Raw genomic sequence first — 18,159 nt, forward strand, 5'->3', positions numbered from 1 at the left:
AACTGATCCATCGCCAGGCGTCAGCAGCAGCCTAAGTTGATATTAGGCTGCCAGTATTCACGGCTTTTTGGCGACTAAAATCGCCCGTAACGGTGCCGGATAACCTTCGATAGTTTTGCTGATATCGTCAGGATCAAGAAATTGTGCCAGCGAGTCACTGGTCATCCAATCAGTACGGCGCTGTTCTGCTGTGCTTGTTGGGCAGAGATCGACAATTTTCACCTCAACAAAGCCACACTTTTCCAGCCAGAGTTTCAGTGCATTGGCAGAAGGAATGAAGTAGACATTGCGCATCTGCGCATAGCGTTCACCCGGTATCAGCACTTGCTGCTGATCGCCTTCAATGACCAACGTTTCCAGCACCAGTTCACCTTCCGTCACTAACTGGTTTTTTAACTGATGAAGATGGTCAAGCGGTGAACGGCGGTGATAGAGCACCCCCATTGAGAAAACAGTATCGAAAGCGGCCAGTTCTGGTAGTTGCTCAATACCTAGCGGCAGGAGATGGGCGCGTTGATCGCCACCGAGCAGTTTACGTACAGCTTCAAACTGACATAAAAACAGTTGCATCGGATCAATGCCGACTGCCAGATCTGCCCCCGCGCCGACCATACGCCACAAGTGGTAGCCACTACCGCAACCCACATCCAGCACGGTGCGGCCAGTTAGCGGCGCGATATGCGGCAGCAGGCGTTGCCATTTCCAGTCTGAACGCCATTCGGTGTCGATCTCAATGCCATGTAACGAAAAAGGTCCTTTGCGCCACGGCATCAGGTTACGCAGCAACTTTTCAACACCATCACGCTGCCGGGCAGAAAGTGCCGGGGTGCTGCGAGCGAACACTGCATGTTGTAGATCGACTTCACTGGGTTGGATCAACGGCAGGTGCTCGACTGAGTTGAACCACTGTTTAAATTTGCCGTGCAACGACTCGCGTTGCCAAGCGGTGATCTGGGCAGGCAGGGTATCTAACCAGTGACTAAGAGGACTTTTAGCAATCCGCTGATAAAAATCGGCAAAACTGATCATCAGACGCTTCCCGTTTTCATCGCGACCAGTGAGGCAAAATTGATACACTGAAACCAGACTTCAGCATGTTCAAAACCGGCTTGTTGTAAACGGGCTTTATGGGTTTCTACTGAGTCAGTCAGCATCACATTCTCCAGCATACTGCGTTTTTGGCTAATTTCTAACTCACTGTAACCATTAGCACGTTTGAAATCATGGTGCATGTTAAACAGCAACTCACCAATCTGCTGATCAGTAAAGCTCAGTTTCTCTGATAACACCAATACTGCACCAGGACGCAGCCCTTGGTAGATCTGGCTTAACAGACGCAGGCGCTGAGCTGGCTCAATAAACTGCAACGTGAAATTGAGCACTACCAGTGAGGCATTTTCAATTTTAATATCAAGAATATCTGATTCAATTACGCTGACAGGCGTTTCGGCACGAAAGGCGTCAATGTGCCGACGACAGCGTTCAACCATTGCGCTTGAATTATCCACCGCGATGATGTGGCAACCTGCCACGTGGATATTCCGGCGTATTGACAGCGTGGCGGCACCGAGTGAGCAGCCCAGATCGTAAATCTGGCTGTCCGGCTGCACTATGCGTTCGGCCAGCATACCAATCATTGAGATGATATTGGCATAACCAGGGATGGAGCGTTGCAGCATATCAGGGAACACTTCAGCAACACGTTCATCAAAACGCCAGTCGCCCAGTTTGGCGATTGGTGTAGCAAAAAGGGTATCGCGGTTTGGCATGATGGTAAATCGAGTCAGAATACAGAGGGCGACATGCTAGCAGAAAAGCGAATCAGGCTGAAGTTCGTGTTTATCGGTGGATCAATTGCCTTTATAATGGCGCTCTTTATTTCACGACGTTTGGTATTAATCTGCTCGATTTTTACCCAGTGTCGCTGTTGCCCTGTCATTGCACCTGCTCGCAGCCCAGCCTGCAAGTAGGGAGTCACAACACGTGTTGTTTGCGTCCGGTTAGCCGACATAAATAACAGATGATAACCCGGTGAACAACAGCAATAATGCGGAATCGGCCTAAGTTTAGAAGGATAGCGTATGCGTACTGAATATTGCGGGCAGTTGAATCTGACCCATGTAGGGCAGGAAGTTACTTTATGCGGTTGGGTCAACCGTCGGCGTGATTTGGGTGGTCTGATCTTTATCGACATGCGCGACCGCGAGGGGATCGTTCAGGTGTTCTTCGATCCGGATCAGAAGCTGGCATTTGATAAAGCTTATGAACTGCGTAACGAATTTTGTATTCAAGTCGTCGGTAGTGTACGTCCGCGTCCTGATAACCAGATCAACCGAGAGATGGCGACCGGTGAAGTCGAGGTGTTTGCTCATACGCTGGAGATCATCAACCGTGCAGAACCGCTGCCACTGGATGCCAACCAAGCTAACAGCGAAGAGGCTCGGCTGAAATATCGCTACCTCGATCTGCGCCGTCCAGAAATGGCTCAGCGGCTGAAAGCGCGTGCCAAAATCACCAGCTTTGTCCGTCGTTTTATGGATAGCCACGGTTTTCTCGATATTGAAACCCCGATGCTTACCAAAGCGACACCAGAAGGCGCACGTGATTACCTGGTACCCAGCCGTGTCCACAAAGGTAAATTCTATGCCTTGCCACAATCGCCTCAACTGTTTAAACAACTGCTGATGATGTCAGGTTTCGACCGCTACTATCAGATTGTTAAATGCTTCCGTGACGAAGACTTACGTGCTGATCGCCAGCCGGAGTTTACCCAAATCGACGTCGAAACTTCTTTCATGTCCGCAGAACAAGTGCGTGAAGTGATGGAGAAACTGGTACGTGAGTTGTGGTTGGAACTGAAAGGGGTTGATCTCGGCGCATTCCCGGTGATGACCTTCGCAGAAGCGATGCGCCGCTACGGTTCTGACAAACCGGATTTGCGTAACCCGTTGGAACTGGTTGATATCGCTGATCTGGTAAAAAATGTCGAGTTCAAAGTATTTGCTGAACCAGCAAACAGTGGCAAAGGGCGTGTAGTTGCACTGCGCGTTCCGGGTGGCGCACAACTGACACGTAAACAGATTGATGACTATGGCGCGTTCGTCAATATCTACGGTGCCAAAGGGCTGGCATGGTTGAAAGTGAATGATCGTGCTATCGGCCTGGAAGGGGTACAAAGCCCGATTGCCAAGTTCCTGGATGCTGAACTGCTCGAAGCACTGCTGACTCGCACTGAAGCGCAATCTGGCGATATGCTGTTCTTTGGCGCTGATAGTGCTAAAGTCGCCAGTGATGCTATGGGCGCATTGCGCCTGAAACTCGGGCGTGAACTGGGGTTAACGCAACTGGAGCGCTGGGCACCACTGTGGGTAATCGATTTCCCGATGTTCGAAGAAGACGGCGAAGGTGGCTTAGCCGCCATGCACCATCCATTTACCGCACCGAAAGACAGAGATCCGCAACAGTTGCAGCAAGATCCGACCAGCGCGATCGCCAATGCTTACGACATGGTGTTAAATGGCTATGAAGTGGGTGGGGGATCGGTACGTATCCACCGTAGCGAAATGCAGCAAACGGTGTTTGCTATCCTCGGTATTGACCAACAGGAACAGCGCGAAAAGTTTGGTTTCCTGCTTGATGCGCTGAAATATGGCACACCGCCTCACGCCGGACTGGCTTTCGGCCTCGATCGCCTGGTGATGCTGTTAACCGGTACCGACAATATCCGTGATGTGATTGCCTTTCCGAAGACCACCGCCGCTGCCTGTCTGATGACCGATGCACCAAGTGTGGCTAATCCGGCTTCGTTGCAGGAATTGGCGATCAGTGTGGTCAGCAAAACGGCTGATGAGGGTGGCAACGCGTGATCAGTTACAAACGGCCGGAGTCGGTACTGGTGCTGATTTATGCCCAGTCGAGCGGTCGTGTACTGATGTTACAACGGCGTGATGATGCTAGCTTCTGGCAGTCAGTGACTGGCAGCTTAGAGCAGGGCGAAACGCCGTTACAAACGGCACAGCGTGAGCTGTTTGAAGAGACAGGCATTGATGTCAAAACTGAGTCACTGCCACTGTTTGACTGCCAGCGCTGTGTTGAATTTGAAATTTTTGCTCAGTTTCGACATCGTTATGCGCCGGGAACCACCCATAATAAAGAGCACTGGTTCTGTTTGGCATTAGCACAAGAGCGTGCGCCAACATTGAGTGAACATCTTGCCTACCAATGGCTTGATGCCGATGCTGCTGCCAGGTTGACCAAATCCTGGAGCAACCAGCAGGCGATAGAAGAATTTGTAATCCATTCAGTGCAGTAGTTTTTTGGAGATATTTTTTATGGCAGGTCATAGTAAATGGGCCAACACAAAGCACCGTAAAGCGGCACAAGATGCTAAACGCGGTAAAATTTTCACTAAAATTATTCGTGAGCTAGTGACTGCGGCTAAGCTCGGTGGTGGTGATGCAGGCTCTAACCCGCGTCTGCGCGCTGCCATCGACAAAGCACTCTCTAACAACATGACTCGCGACACACTGAACCGTGCGATTGCGCGCGGTGTGGGTGGCGATGATGATACCAACATGGAAACTATCATCTATGAAGGCTACGGCCCAGGCGGAAGCGCGATCATGGTTGAGTGTTTAAGTGATAACCGCAACCGCACTGTCGCTGAAGTGCGCCATGCATTCAGCAAATGCGGCGGTAATCTGGGTACCGATGGTTCGGTCTCCTACCTGTTCAGCAAACGTGGTGTGATCACTTATGCAGCAGGTCTGGATGAAGATGCGGTGATGGAAGCGGCGTTGGAAGCGGGAGCAGAAGATGTGATCAGCTATGACGATGGGGCAATTGATGTGTTCACCGCCTGGGAACAACTGGGTGAAGTGAAAGATGCCTTGACGGCGGCTGGTTTTAACGCAGAGGGTGCTGAAGTATCGATGATCCCATCCACCCGAGCAGATATGGATGCTGAAACAGCCCCTAAATTATTGCGCTTAATCGACATGCTGGAAGATTGTGATGATGTGCAAGAGGTCTATCACAATGGTGAGATCTCTGACGAAATTGCCGCAACGCTGTAAGCGAACAAGCAGTTAGCCAATGGCTAGCTAGCGCATAGGCAGTCAGCAAATGGGACGTATCATCAGTGCCGTATGCCGTTGAAAGATTGGCTGCGGCCTGTTGCTTTCTGCCCGCCTAAAGTCGGCAACGATATTTGAACAGCAACGGCAGTAAATGGTGGTAACAATGGCGATTATCTTAGGCATCGATCCCGGTTCACGCGTCACCGGTTATGGTCTGGTTCGCCAACAAGGCCGCCAATTGAGTTATCTTGCCAGCGGCTGTATTCGCACGCTCGATAATGACATGCCGAAACGGTTAAAACTGATCTATGCCGGTGTGACCGAGATTATCACTCAATACCGACCCGATTTCTTCGCTATAGAACAAGTGTTTATGGCTAAAAACCCAGACTCAGCGCTGAAGTTGGGCCAAGCGCGTGGGGTGGCGATTGTTGCCGCAGTGAATCAGGAGTTGGCGGTGTTTGAGTATGCGGCACGCCAAGTAAAACAGACGGTCGTAGGCACTGGCGCGGCAGAGAAAAAGCAGGTGCAGCACATGGTGCGTTCACTGCTAAAGCTTTCTGCCAACCCGCAAGCCGATGCGGCTGATGCACTGGCAATTGCAATTACCCATTGCCATTTGAGCCAAAATGTTCTGCGTATACGGGAAGGTCATCTGACACTGACCCGTGGCCGACTGAGCTAGTGGTGATGCGATTATTGAAGGTGGAGTTATGATCGGTCGTTTAAGAGGCATTATCTTAGAGAAGCAGCCACCACTGGTGCTATTAGAAGCCAACGGCGTTGGCTACGAAGTGGCAATGCCGATGACCTGCTTTTATGAGCTACCCGAGTTGGGGCAGGAAGTGATCCTGTTTACCCAATTCATTGTGCGTGAAGATGCTCAGTTGCTCTACGGCTTTAATGACAAACAGGAGCGGGCGCTATTCCGTGAACTGATCAAAGTGAACGGCATTGGGCCAAAACTGGCGCTGGCGATCCTCTCAGGAATGTCCGCACAGCAATTTGTCACGGCGGTTGAGCAGCAACAGATTGCGGCACTGGTTAAACTGCCGGGTGTCGGCAAGAAAACCGCAGAGCGGCTGGTGGTTGAGATGAAAGATCGCTTCAAGGGATTAAATGGTGATCTATTCAACAGCAGTCGTGAACCGGTGCTAGCGAACAGCGTAGCGGTCAGCTCAGCAGCAGATATTGAGGCTGAAGCCGCCGCAGCACTGGTAGCGTTAGGCTATAAACCACAAGAGGCGAGTCGCATGGTCAGTAAAGTGGCCAAAGCCGGTGCCGATTGTGAAACATTAATCCGTGATGCACTACGTGCGGCATTGTGACAGCTAAAAAGGGCAGCACATGATTGAAGCAGATCGCCTGATTTCTGCTGAACCGCTGAATGAAGAAGAGGTACTCGACCGCGCCATTCGCCCCAAACTACTGGCAGAGTATATTGGCCAGCCGCAGGTGCGAGAGCAGATGGAGATTTTTATTCAGGCGGCTAAACAGCGCGGTGATGCGCTGGATCACCTATTAATCTTTGGCCCACCGGGGTTGGGTAAAACCACACTGGCTAACATTGTTGCCAATGAGATGGGGGTGAATTTACGTACCACTTCCGGCCCGGTATTGGAGAAAGCGGGTGATCTGGCGGCGATGTTGACCAATTTGGAACCTCATGACTTGCTGTTTATTGATGAGATCCACCGTCTTTCACCGGTCGTTGAAGAAGTGCTCTATCCGGCAATGGAAGATTATCAACTGGACATCATGATTGGTGATGGTCCGGCGGCACGCTCGATCAAGATCGACTTGCCCCCGTTTACTTTGGTCGGAGCTACCACAAGGGCAGGTTCACTCACCTCGCCACTGCGTGATCGTTTTGGCATTGTCCAGCGACTTGAATTTTACCAGGTCGCCGATCTGGAATACATTGTCAGCCGCAGTGCTCGCTGTTTAGGGCTGCCGCTCTCGGCAGAAGGTGCGCATGAAGTGGCACGCCGAGCGCGTGGCACCCCACGCATTGCTAACCGCTTGTTACGGCGGGTGCGTGATTTTGCCGAGGTACGAGCCAACGGTGTGATGAGCGGTGAAGTGGCTGCTCAGGCACTCGATATGCTGAATGTCGATGCCGAAGGATTCGACTACATGGATCGCAAACTTTTACTGGCAATCATCGATAAATTTGCCGGTGGCCCAGTCGGCCTAGATAATCTTGCGGCAGCGATTGGTGAAGAGCGTGACACCATCGAGGATGTGATTGAACCCTATCTAATCCAACAAGGGTTTGTCCAACGAACACCGCGTGGACGCATCGCTACACAACATGCCTACCGACATTTTAATCTGCTCGATCCGACGCAGTGAACCGTGAGTCTACAAAACTTTCTTACCATATAAATACAACGGCTTACCTCGATTTGAGGTGAGCCGTTTATCCTTCTGCGGTTGCCAGTCACTACGCGTTTCTCCTCTTTTTAATAGCATGATCATCTGATTAGCCTGAGCGAGGCGCCAGGCAGGATAACCATGTCGTGATTAAAGATTAAACAGATTTATATAAATTTGACATCGTGATGCCCGATATATTATTTTGTAAGAACATATAAAGACAGAGTCATCTTTTACACACTTTTTAGCACGAAACACTTTACCAAGGGAAAAATAATGCATTGTTTTAACTCATCTAATCTCAGGCGCTCGTCCGTTGGTGGGCGCTCTTCTCTGTTACCAAAGCTGTTACCACTGACACAAGTCGCTTTACTGGTGTTCTCCACTTACGCTTTTGCCGATGGCAATGGTGCTGGCGCTTCTTCCGCTTATGGTGGTAATGGTGGCTATAGTGGTGCGGGAGGCGGTGGCGGTACTGATGGCCTTGCTGGTGCAAAAGGAGGCCTGGCCCCCGTAGCTTCAGCGGGAACAGCCAGTGGTAATGGTGGTAAGGGCGCTGATGGTGGGCGTTCAGCTCCCACCACTGACCCCCTCGCGCTTGGTGGTGCTGGCGGCTTGGTTGGTACTAACGGCAAAGGCGGTAATGGTGCCAATGGACAGGATGCATTCTGTGCTAGCGTCTGTTCCAACGGCTATGGTGCTGGCGGCGGTGGCGGTGGCGGCGATGGTTTCCACGGCAGTAATCTAAGCAGCATCAGTACTGCAATTACTGGGGGTAATGGCGGTAAAGGTGGTGATTCTGGTGCTGATGGTGGTAGTGGCGGCGGCGGCGGTGCAGGTGCGGTGCTTAGCGGCAGTGGTACCACCACGACTCAGGGCAGTATCACTGGCGGTAATGGCGGTAACGGTGGCAGTGGCGGAGCTACTGTGCCGGGTGCGGGTGCCGGCTATGGTGGACATGGTGGTAGCGGCCTCACCAGTAATGGTGTTAGCGTCATCAACAATCACACCATCACTGGCGGTAATGGTGGATTGGGTGCGGACTCTCTAGCGACTTCCTATAACAGCGCGGGCGGTTCCGGTGGTGCAGGGGTTAAAGCCAGCAACATGACCTTGACCAATAACGGCACCATTACTGGTGGTAATGGCGGTAGCAGCACAGCGAACGCGAGACAGAATGGGGTGATCGATCAGGGCGGTGCAGGTGTCACCGGTTCCAACCTTAATATTATTAACTCTGGCTCGATCAAAGGTGGCTTGGCGGCGGATGGCACTACCCGTGCGAATGCGATCACGTTTACCAGCGGCACCAATAGCCTACAGTTGGAGCAAGGTTCCACCATTACCGGCAATGTAGTCGGTACGGGTAAAGATAAGTTGATCTTAGGCGGTGACCAAGACAGCAGCTTCGATCTTTCGAAGGTGGGAAGTAGCACCGCATACCAATATAGCGGTTTTAATCAGTTCGAAAAAAACGGTGACAGCACCTGGACACTGAATAATATCGCTGGCGCAGCACAGAACTGGTCACTGCTGGATGGTACCTTGCGACTCAACCAAGCCAACGCATTTAATGGTGGCAGCGCTACGTTGGCGGGCGGAAATTTGGATATCGCTAGTGGTAACTTTGGTGGTGGCCTGATCTTAGCGGCTGACAACACCGGAACAGTCAATATTACCAGTGGTAACACCACTATTGGCGGCGCGGTAAGCGGTGCCGGTGATTTGATTAAAACCGGTGCAGGTACCTTAACACTATCGAAAACAGGGAGTTATACCGGTGATACCTTGGTGCAGGAAGGAACTCTGGCACTGACAGGCGCCAACAGTATTGGCAAGAGTAGCAATGTCAGCATCAACCAGAACGCAACGATCAACACCGGTGCAAATGCACAGCAACTCAACAACCTGACGGGTGCCGGGTTGCTGCAAGGCAGTGGCAACGTTACCCTGAACAACGATATTGATACCACCTTTGACGGGACAATCCAGGGCGCGCTTAGCCTGATCAAATCAGGGGTACAGAACTTAACCCTGAAACAAGCAGCAGAACACCTTGGCGGGACACTGATAAATGCCGGTACCCTGACGCTGGAAGCAGTTAATGCCCTGGCACAGAGCAGCGGAGTGACTATTGCCGACAACGCAACCCTTGACCTGGGCAGCGAACTACAGCAACTGAATAATTTAAGTGGCGCAGGTGATCTGTTCGGTAGCGCAACGCTGACACTGAACAACACCGCAGACAGCCTGTTTAGCGGTGATCTCACGCTGACTGGTGATGCTGGATTAATCAAAACCGGCACTGGCGCATTGAGCTTGAATGGTGTTGTTGACTACAGCGGTGATACCAATATTCAAGCGGGTACCTTGACGTTGGGTAGTGCAGATGCTCTTGCAAAAAGCAGTAATATCAATATCGACCAAAATGCCACACTCAACACCGGCAGCTATCAACAGCAACTGAATAATCTGTCTGGTGCAGGTAATTTGCAAGGTGATGGCAGTATCAGCGTGAATAACCTGGTAGATACCACATTCAGTGGTGTGTTTAGTGGCCAAGGTGACTTGATCAAGACAGGCAGTGGTTCACTGACGCTGAGTGGTGTTAATACCTACAGTGGTGATACACAGATTGAACAAGGCCTGCTAAATCTGCAAGTTGCCAATGCATTGGCACAGAGCCGCAACGTTACTATTGATGCTGGCGCTAGCATTAATGGTGGTGGTTTGGCACAACAGTTGGGTAACCTGTCTGGCTCTGGTGATCTGTTAAATAGTGGCGCACTGACACTGAACAACAGTGCAGATAGCCTCTATCATGGAGCAATCAATCTCACTGACGGAGCTGGTCTGACTAAAACCGGCACAGGTGAGTTGCAGTTAACCAGCAACAGTCACAACCTCTCTGGCGATATCAACGTCAATGAAGGCACGCTGACTTTGGCCAACACCAGCACACTGTCAGTGAATGGTAATTACACCACCGCAGCTAACGCAACCACGTCACTGGGTGCCGGTGTACTGGATATCAGTGGCGATCTGATCCAGCAGAGCGGTTCAAAATTAGAAATCAACCTCAGTGAGACCGGCGGTATTAAGGCGAAGAGTGCTCAGTTGAATCAAAGTACGCTCTCTGTTGCTGGTTTTAGTGATCTCACTTCTCGTGATGCGCTGCTGAAGGCCAGCGATATGGATCAGAACACCTACACGCTGATCGAGACCACTGATGGTATTACTGGTTTTGAATCTACCGATGTCGAGCATCCTGATTTCATGCTGATCGAGCAGAGTTTGGGTAACAATGACCGTGACCTGATCCTGGGAACCCGTCTGGCATGGACGGCTGGTAGCAGCCAAGAGTCAACCGGTTCGTTTACCCTGGAAGAGGGTACCGGATTTAACGTCGATTTAGCATTGAACGATCAAACTGGCGATTTCTCTGGTACCGGCTGGGATGGCAAGAGCCTGACTAAAAATGGCGAGGGGGTACTACAACTCTCGATGGTTAATGGTTACACCGGTGGCACCACCATCAATGGTGGTATCCTGCAAATATCACAAGATGGCAACTTAGGAGCCAGCAGTGGAGAAGTGACGCTGAATGGTGGCACGCTACAGGTTGATCAGGGCTTTAATACATCTCGTAATTTCAACCTGTTAGACAACGGCGGTGCGCTGGATGTGGTACAGGGCGAACTCTCTTTGCAAGGTGCGTTGAGCGGTAACGGTGATCTGGAGAAAAATGGTGCCGGTACCCTGAACCTGCAAGGTGACACTTCTGATTATAGCGGTGATGTGAACATCAATCAGGGAACCCTGAACTTGGCCTCTTCACTGTCGGGTTCATTGAGTGGTAGTAATCAAAGTATGCTCAACATCTCTGCTGATAATATCGGTGGTGATTTGACACTGAACAGTGGTGCTCGTCTGATGATGCAGAGTGCAGCACAATCAATGATGGCGTTCAGTGAAAGCAGCACTCCGACGCTGAATCATTTGAATGTTAATGGTAATGTCAGCTTTGCGGATGGCGGCATCTATGCGCCGTCGATTGATAGCCAGGGTGCAGCAGATCTGCTCTCTGTCGATGGCAAAGCGAGCCTTGACGGTGGTCAGCTTGATGTCACTGCGCTACCTGGCACCTACAGTGGCCAGCCAGTGCGTTATCGCGTGCTGAGTGCGGGTGAAGGCATTGACGGTACTTTTGATAACTACAGCATCTCAAACCCGTTATTGACGATGACACCGGAGTATGAATCGAACGATCTCTACCTGTCGGTATCACGTAACGACACACCAATTGACAGCATTGGTGCGACGCCTAACCAGCGTCAGGTTGCCGCAGCGATTGACAGCCTGGATGCCAGTAACCGATTGAATGCAGCTATTGTGGCATTGCCATCAGCGGAAGAGATCAATGATGCACTGAACCAGCTCGCTGGCGAGATCTATGCTTCACTGAAATCATCAATGGCAGAAGAGACACACTTTATTCGTGATGCTGCAAATGCGCGTTTACAGGCAACAGCTAACGGGCAAGGCGCTCAAGCCATTAATAAACAACAGGAAGTGAATTTTGCTGACAATGGCTTGTGGATGCACGGTTGGGGTTCATGGGGCAAGTTGAACGGCTCAGAACAGACAGGGGCCACGATGGATCGCAACATTGGCGGTTTGCTGATCGGTGGTGACCGAGAACTGGCTGACTGGCGTGTGGGTGGGTTGATCGGCTATACCCATACTGAAGCGAAAGTGAAAACGCGCGCTTCAGAAAGTAACGGCAACAACCTGCATTTAGGTGCTTATGCTGGACGTTCACTTGATCTGCTCAATATCCGTTACGGTGTGATGTATGCCTACTATCACAACAGTGTTGAGCGTTCAATTGACTTCCCAGGCTACAGCGATCAACTGAAAGCCAACGTCAATGCACATGCACTGCACGGGTTTGCTGAGTTTGCCATGCCGCAGCAGTGGAATGACCTCAGTTGGGAACCGTATGCCAATCTTGCTTATGTTTACCTCAACACCGGTAGCTTCCATGAGAGCGGTCAAGAGGCGGCATTGAGTGCCAACAGCCAAAGCAGTGAGAACGCGTTTACTACCTTGGGTAGCCGCGTGGGTTACCGCCTACAGACTAATGTGCCGGTCGAGTTATCAGCACAACTGGGATGGAAACACGCTTATGGCAAGATTGTACCTGAGTCCAAACAGCGTTTTGACGGCAGTACTGATTTTACCGTCTTGGGTGCTCCATTGATGAAAGATGCATTGATCACAGGGGTAAGTGCTCAGTTTGATTTGGCGCCAGATATGAAATTGGGAGCATCATATCAAGGTACCTTTGGTGACAAAGGGCGTGAAAATGCGTTGATGGGAACCTTTACCTGGTCGTTTTAATTACAGATTGCTCCGGCGAACACTGGGGCAGCAGATAGAGAAGGGTGCCATTAGGCACCCTTATTTTTGGCATCAACGTTCAGAAAACGCCGGATATACTACTCAACACGCAATATTCTGCTGGTATTAGTAGAACCAATGGTTCCCATCACATCGCCTTGGGTAACCAGCACCAAATCTCCAGGCATCAAATAGCCCTTATCACGCAAACGTTCTACTGCGTCGCTGGCGGCGGCTACGCCATCGCTGTGGCTACCAAAATAAACCGGCGTCACACCACGATAAAGTGCGGTCAGATTGAGCGTATGTTCATGGCGCGACATGGCAAAAATCGGCAATCCAGAGCTGATACGTGACATCATCAATGCGGTGCGGCCAGACTCGGTCATGGCAATGATTGCGGTAACACCTTTCAGGTGGTTAGCGGCATACATGGTAGACATGGCAATCGCTTCTTCAACATTATCAAACTGCACATCGAGACGATGTTTCGATACGTTGATGCTGGGGATTTTTTCCGCGCCCAGACAGACACGAGCCATTGCTGCCACCGTCTCTGCCGGATACTGTCCTGCGGCGGTTTCTGCGGAAAGCATGACTGCATCGGTACCATCCAACACCGCATTAGCAACATCCATCACTTCGGCACGGGTTGGCATCGGGCTGGTGATCATCGACTCCATCATCTGGGTGGCTGTGATCACGGCACGGTTGAGCGAGCGTGCGCGGCGGATCAGCGCTTTCTGGATACCGACCAGTTCAGGATCGCCAATTTCGACTCCCAGATCACCACGCGCCACCATCACCGCATCGGAAGCCAGAATAATATCATCCATGGCCTCTTCACTACTGACCGCTTCTGCACGCTCAACTTTCGCGATGATTTTGGCATGGCAGCCAGCATCACGCGCTAACCGACGGGCATAATTGATATCTTCTCCAGTGCGAGGAAAAGAGACCGCCAGATAATCAACACCTATTTTTGCTGCAGTAATGATGTCGGCTTTATCTTTCTCGGTCAGTGTCTCGGCAGATAGCCCCCCGCCTAATTTATTAATGCCCTTGTTATTTGATAGTGAACCGCCGACAGTGACCTCGGTGAACACTTGTCGCTCAGTGACATTCAGCACCTTGAGTTGTACTCGGCCATCATCCAGCAGCAGCAGATCTCCAGGTACCACATCATTGGGGAGCGCTTTGTAATCGATCCCGACTTTACTGTGATCACCCTCACCGGTTGACAGTTCGGCATCGAGCAGAAATTTATCCCCAGTATTAAGAAAGATCTTGCCCTCTTTAAAGGTTGAGATACGAATTTTAGGCCCTTGCAGATCTCCCAGAATAGCAACATGACGACCTAACCTAGCCGCAATTTCACGTACTTTATTCGCGCGGTTCTGATGATCTTCAACACTACCATGAGAGAAATTAAGCCGGACGACATTAGCGCCAGCGGCAATGATCTTCTCCAGATTATTGTCGCGATCAGTTGCGGGCCCCAGTGTGGTGACGATTTTGGTTCTTCTTAGCCTTCTCGACATGTATTACCTCATTGACTGGTAAAGAAAAATTGGTGTTGTACGGCACATAGAATAACCAATAACCGCAATAATGACCATTTTATCTAGCCAAAAATTTGCTCGGTATGATTTTCAATCTATTGAGCATTGAAGATTCATAGGGTTACCTAATCGAACAGCAACTGATAGAGTATGACACCGAGATACACAGAGAAATCTATACTTGAGTCATCATTGCAGTGAGAACCCCCTTTACCAGGAGAAAAAGATGGCAGTAACCTCAACCGCACAACCATGTGATTTAGTGATTTTCGGGGCGAAAGGGGATTTGGCGCGCCGCAAACTGCTACCTTCGCTGTACCAGCTTGAAAAGGCAGGGCTGATCCATCCCGACAGCCGCATCATTGGAGTCGGACGTGCTGACTGGGACAAAGTTGCTTATACCAAGGTTGTTGAACAGGCATTGAGCACCTTTCTTAAAGAGCCAGTCGAACAGCAGTACTGGGAAAAGCTGAGCGCCCGTTTGGATTTCTGTAATCTGGATGTCAATGAGAGCAATAATTTTACTCAACTTGCCAAAAAGCTGGAGCAGAAGCATCGTGTGACCATCAACTATTTTGCGATGCCGCCCAGCACGTTCGGTGCCATCTGTAAAGGGTTGGCTGAAGCAAAACTGAATAAACAGCCAACACGGGTGGTGATGGAGAAACCACTGGGTACCGATCTGCTTTCATCACAGGTAATTAATGACCAGGTTGCTGACTATTTTCATGAGTCACAGGTCTATCGTATCGACCACTACCTGGGCAAAGAGACGGTATTAAATCTGCTGGCACTGCGTTTTGCTAATGCGCTGTTCGCCACTAACTGGGATAACCGCACTATTGATCATGTACAGATCACCGTGGCGGAAGAGGTAGGCATTGAAGGGCGTTGGGGTTATTTTGACCAGGCTGGCCAGATGCGCGACATGATCCAGAACCACCTGCTGCAAATCCTGACCATGATTGCGATGTCACCACCGGCCGATCTCTCTACCGATCGTATCCGTGATGAAAAAGTGAAAGTGTTGCGTTCATTGCGTCGGATTGATCAGAGCAATGTGCGTGAAAACACCGTGCGAGGCCAATATACAGCCGGTTTTGTACAGGGTAAGAAAGTGCCTGGTTATCTGGATGAAGAGGGGGCAAACAAACATAGCAGTACCGAAACATTTGTTTCGATTCGTGTTGATATCGATAACTGGCAATGGGCTGGCGTGCCATTCTATCTGCGTACTGGCAAACGTTTGCCGAGTAAATGTTCTGAAGTGGTGGTCTATTTCAAAAGTCCATCATTAAACCTGTTCCGTGGCTCCTACCAACAGCTACCACAGAATAAGCTGATCATTCGCTTACAGCCGGATGAAGGGATTGAAATTCAGGTGCTGAACAAAGTACCTGGACTTGATCACAAGCATCGGTTACAGACCACCAAACTTGATCTCAGTTTCTCAGAGACCTTCAGTCAGGCACATGTGGCTGATGCCTACGAGCGGCTACTGTTGGAAACGATGCGTGGCATTCAGTCGCTATTTGTTCGACGCGATGAAGTGGAAGAAGCATGGAAATGGGTCGATTCGATCATGGAGGCATGGAATACAGATAATGAAGCGCCAAAACCGTATCAAGCGGGCACCTGGGGGCCGGTCGCATCCGTTGCGATGATCACGCGAGATGGCCGCTCATGGAACGACATTGAGTAGCCATCGGGCAGTATGTGAGCACTATTAACGCTAGTAATTGGGCAAAAGCGCTTTGCCCAATATGCGGTTCAAGCACGCAGCAGCACGGCTTATTTCGTGTTTACTGACAGTAGCGTACTGACTGACACAGCGTAAAAACTTAACAATAGTAAAACTGTCATCACGTCACGGTGGCACAAACAAACTAAGTTCAATAATTGAGCTATCAAACGTTAAGTATCAGCTTGATATTGCTTAATCCCCGATGATGATTTCTTTTTTACCGATAATTGCAATATAATAATCTATCAATTTATTTTCATATTATATATAATTCTAGGTTATGATGAGCTGTATTGTTTCAGCTTTGGTTTTTGATTAAGAAATTGTTAAGATTTTTTTAGTTAATTATTTGATTTTTAATAAAAAATGAAATAACCCCGCCAAGGTGCGTCAAAGTAAATATTGGTTGAAATTAAACAGTAGCGATATGAACAAAGATTCTTTAGGATGTATCGGCTAGTCACATGTGGGGGCATGGTTGGATGCATGCAGTAGGTAACAGTGGCTAGTGGTTTGTTAGGATAACTTGGCTATAAGGAGATTATTGTATGTCTAGTGTATTTTTCAACAATCAGTCCATCAACAAGTCAATCAAAGCTCATCTCGAAGCGAATTTAAAAAAGTACAGTGACCTGACCTACTCTTATGCTGTTATGAATAAGTCGAATCGTGCTGAATTTGTAATTATATCAAACAAAATGGAATGGTTTGATTTCTATATTGATAATAGCTATCAGTTTATTGATCCGGTTTTAATTACAGCGTTAAGTCGCATTACACCATTTGCATGGAATAAATCTACTATGGTTAATGCAGGGCTGAGGTTGACAAAAATATTTGACTCAGCAAAAAGCCACGATATTACCCAAGGGCATACTTTTGTTTTGCACGATACAGGAAATAACTTGGTTGTTTTATCGTTAATCATGAGTGAACAGTGTGATGACAGTATTAAAGAGCAGATAAATAGTGACCGTGAACGGTTGCAAATGTTGCTGCTAGAGACACATGAGAAGTTGTTAAAAGAGTATCATGAGCTTGATGAAAATAGCTTTTTTCATAGGATCAGCCAAAAAGATTTCTTCTCTCCGCGTGAAAATGAAATTATTTATTGGGCAAGCATTGGCAAGTCTTATCAAGAGATTGCAATGATTTTGGATATTAAAGTCACAACAGTGAAATATCATATTGGCAATGTGGTAAAAAAACTCGGTGTCACGAATGCCAAACATGCAATCAGACTGGGTGTAGAGTTAAAGTTAATTAGGCCACATGGAAAGCCGCGTAGTGTTTTTTAAAAAACTGTAATTTAAATTGTGTAATTGCCTGTTTTTGATATGTTCATCCTAACAACGAATGCAGGCAAATTATGGACAAAACAAACTGAAGGCACTCGCTACCGAACTGGCCAAAGGCCTTAAAACCGAAGTGGATCTGAATGAGTTTTCTCGCATGTTGACTAAACTCAAAAACCGTTATTTCCCACACTCTCACCGAACGACTAGGTTTTTTTCCACATCACTGTAATTGCGTGGTTAAAATCGGTGCTGACGCGTTTACCTGAATGGCCGAAAGCACGCCTGCACGAACTGCTTCCCTTCCCGGAAAATCCAGGGCAACCGCATGAATGATTAAAATTCACTCTATCGCCCAAATCCTGCATTAAGTATGCGTTCTAAAAAATCTGTTTTCATCCACGCTCGTTTGCGTTTCAGTTTTATACTGAGCTTGGTCGGTTCCGCTCTGAGTAAATTAAGTGATATATGCCGCAGAATAGCAATATTTTGTGCCGCGTTATCACGGTAAATCTGGCAATTATCTTCCTGCATGGTCGCATCCAGTACCCAATGCAAACTGTTTTCTATCGACCAGTGACTGCGGACTGCTTCGGCTAAACTCGCTTCCGTCAGCACCGCAGAACTGATGTAGTAACGGTATTCCAGTGTGGCAGGCTTATCCTTTTCCTGACGATAACCCATTGCAACTCCTACCG

At 49.3% G+C, this 18,159-nt stretch carries 14 protein-coding genes; 10 read left to right on the top strand and 4 right to left on the bottom strand.

Annotation, left to right across the window (positions count from 1 at the left end; translation table 11 throughout):
- Positions 1-57: 57 nt before the first annotated feature.
- A complete protein-coding gene (gene cmoB / locus EOJ37_RS04880; RefSeq protein WP_127958400.1) occupies positions 58-1,029 on the bottom strand; it encodes a tRNA 5-methoxyuridine(34)/uridine 5-oxyacetic acid(34) synthase CmoB in 972 nt (323 codons plus the stop codon).
- The gene (gene cmoA, locus EOJ37_RS04885) at positions 1,029-1,769 is read right to left on the bottom strand and encodes a carboxy-S-adenosyl-L-methionine synthase CmoA (RefSeq protein ID WP_127958403.1); all 741 of its coding nucleotides are present in this window, start codon (positions 1,767-1,769) and stop codon (positions 1,029-1,031) included. The genes cmoB and cmoA overlap by 1 nt, the downstream gene beginning before the upstream one ends.
- Before the next feature lie 312 nt (positions 1,770-2,081).
- Between cmoA and aspS the strand changes: the two genes are divergently transcribed.
- The 7 genes from aspS (at position 2,082) to EOJ37_RS04920 (ending at position 12,860) form a co-directional block, all read left to right on the top strand.
- Entirely contained in the window at positions 2,082-3,866 is a 1,785-nt protein-coding gene (gene aspS, locus EOJ37_RS04890; RefSeq protein WP_127958405.1) for an aspartate--tRNA ligase, read from the top strand.
- Positions 3,866-4,312 carry a dihydroneopterin triphosphate diphosphatase gene (gene nudB, locus EOJ37_RS04895; protein ID WP_127958446.1) on the top strand — a complete coding sequence of 149 codons (447 nt, stop codon included), beginning with the start codon at positions 3,866-3,868 and terminating at the stop codon, positions 4,310-4,312. The genes aspS and nudB overlap by 1 nt, the downstream gene beginning before the upstream one ends.
- Positions 4,313-4,331: 19 nt before the next feature.
- The gene (locus tag EOJ37_RS04900) at positions 4,332-5,075 is read left to right on the top strand and encodes a YebC/PmpR family DNA-binding transcriptional regulator (protein ID WP_127958407.1); all 744 of its coding nucleotides are present in this window, start codon (positions 4,332-4,334) and stop codon (positions 5,073-5,075) included.
- Positions 5,076-5,241: 166 nt separating this feature from the next.
- A complete protein-coding gene (gene ruvC / locus EOJ37_RS04905) occupies positions 5,242-5,763 on the top strand; it encodes a crossover junction endodeoxyribonuclease RuvC (protein ID WP_127958410.1) in 522 nt (173 codons plus the stop codon).
- 28 nt (positions 5,764-5,791) lie between these two features.
- Positions 5,792-6,406: a Holliday junction branch migration protein RuvA gene (ruvA, locus tag EOJ37_RS04910; RefSeq protein WP_127958412.1), complete on the top strand. Its 615-nt coding sequence runs from the start codon at positions 5,792-5,794 to the stop codon at positions 6,404-6,406.
- Between the two features lie 19 nt (positions 6,407-6,425).
- A complete protein-coding gene (gene ruvB, locus EOJ37_RS04915; RefSeq protein ID WP_127958414.1) occupies positions 6,426-7,433 on the top strand; it encodes a Holliday junction branch migration DNA helicase RuvB in 1,008 nt (335 codons plus the stop codon).
- 300 nt (positions 7,434-7,733) lie between these two features.
- Positions 7,734-12,860 (top strand): autotransporter domain-containing protein, encoded by a 5,127-nt coding sequence (locus EOJ37_RS04920; protein ID WP_155522481.1) that lies wholly within the window; start codon positions 7,734-7,736, stop codon positions 12,858-12,860.
- A 98-nt stretch (positions 12,861-12,958) separates the two neighbouring features.
- Here the strand turns inward: EOJ37_RS04920 and pyk are convergent, their stop codons facing one another.
- Entirely contained in the window at positions 12,959-14,401 is a 1,443-nt protein-coding gene (gene pyk / locus EOJ37_RS04925; protein ID WP_127958418.1) for a pyruvate kinase, read from the bottom strand.
- A 247-nt stretch (positions 14,402-14,648) separates the two neighbouring features.
- Between pyk and zwf the strand changes: the two genes are divergently transcribed.
- The 3 genes from zwf (at position 14,649) to EOJ37_RS04940 (ending at position 17,797) form a co-directional block, all read left to right on the top strand.
- Complete coding sequence (gene zwf, locus EOJ37_RS04930; RefSeq protein ID WP_127958420.1) at positions 14,649-16,124, top strand: glucose-6-phosphate dehydrogenase; 1,476 nt, start codon at positions 14,649-14,651, stop codon at positions 16,122-16,124.
- A 590-nt stretch (positions 16,125-16,714) separates the two neighbouring features.
- A complete protein-coding gene (locus EOJ37_RS04935) occupies positions 16,715-17,464 on the top strand; it encodes a LuxR family transcriptional regulator (protein WP_127958422.1) in 750 nt (249 codons plus the stop codon).
- 228 nt (positions 17,465-17,692) lie between these two features.
- On the top strand, positions 17,693-17,797 hold the full coding sequence (locus EOJ37_RS04940) for a transposase domain-containing protein (protein ID WP_420820616.1): 105 nt from the start codon (positions 17,693-17,695) through the stop codon (positions 17,795-17,797).
- A 12-nt stretch (positions 17,798-17,809) separates the two neighbouring features.
- Here EOJ37_RS04940 and EOJ37_RS04945 read toward each other — a convergent pair.
- Positions 17,810-18,159: ISAs1 family transposase (locus EOJ37_RS04945; RefSeq protein ID WP_206194022.1), on the bottom strand; the 350-nt coding region annotated here is incomplete at its 5' end.

The organism is Serratia microhaemolytica (genome assembly GCF_004011885.1).
GTDB classification, from domain to species: Bacteria; Pseudomonadota; Gammaproteobacteria; order Enterobacterales; family Enterobacteriaceae; genus Serratia_G; species Serratia_G microhaemolytica.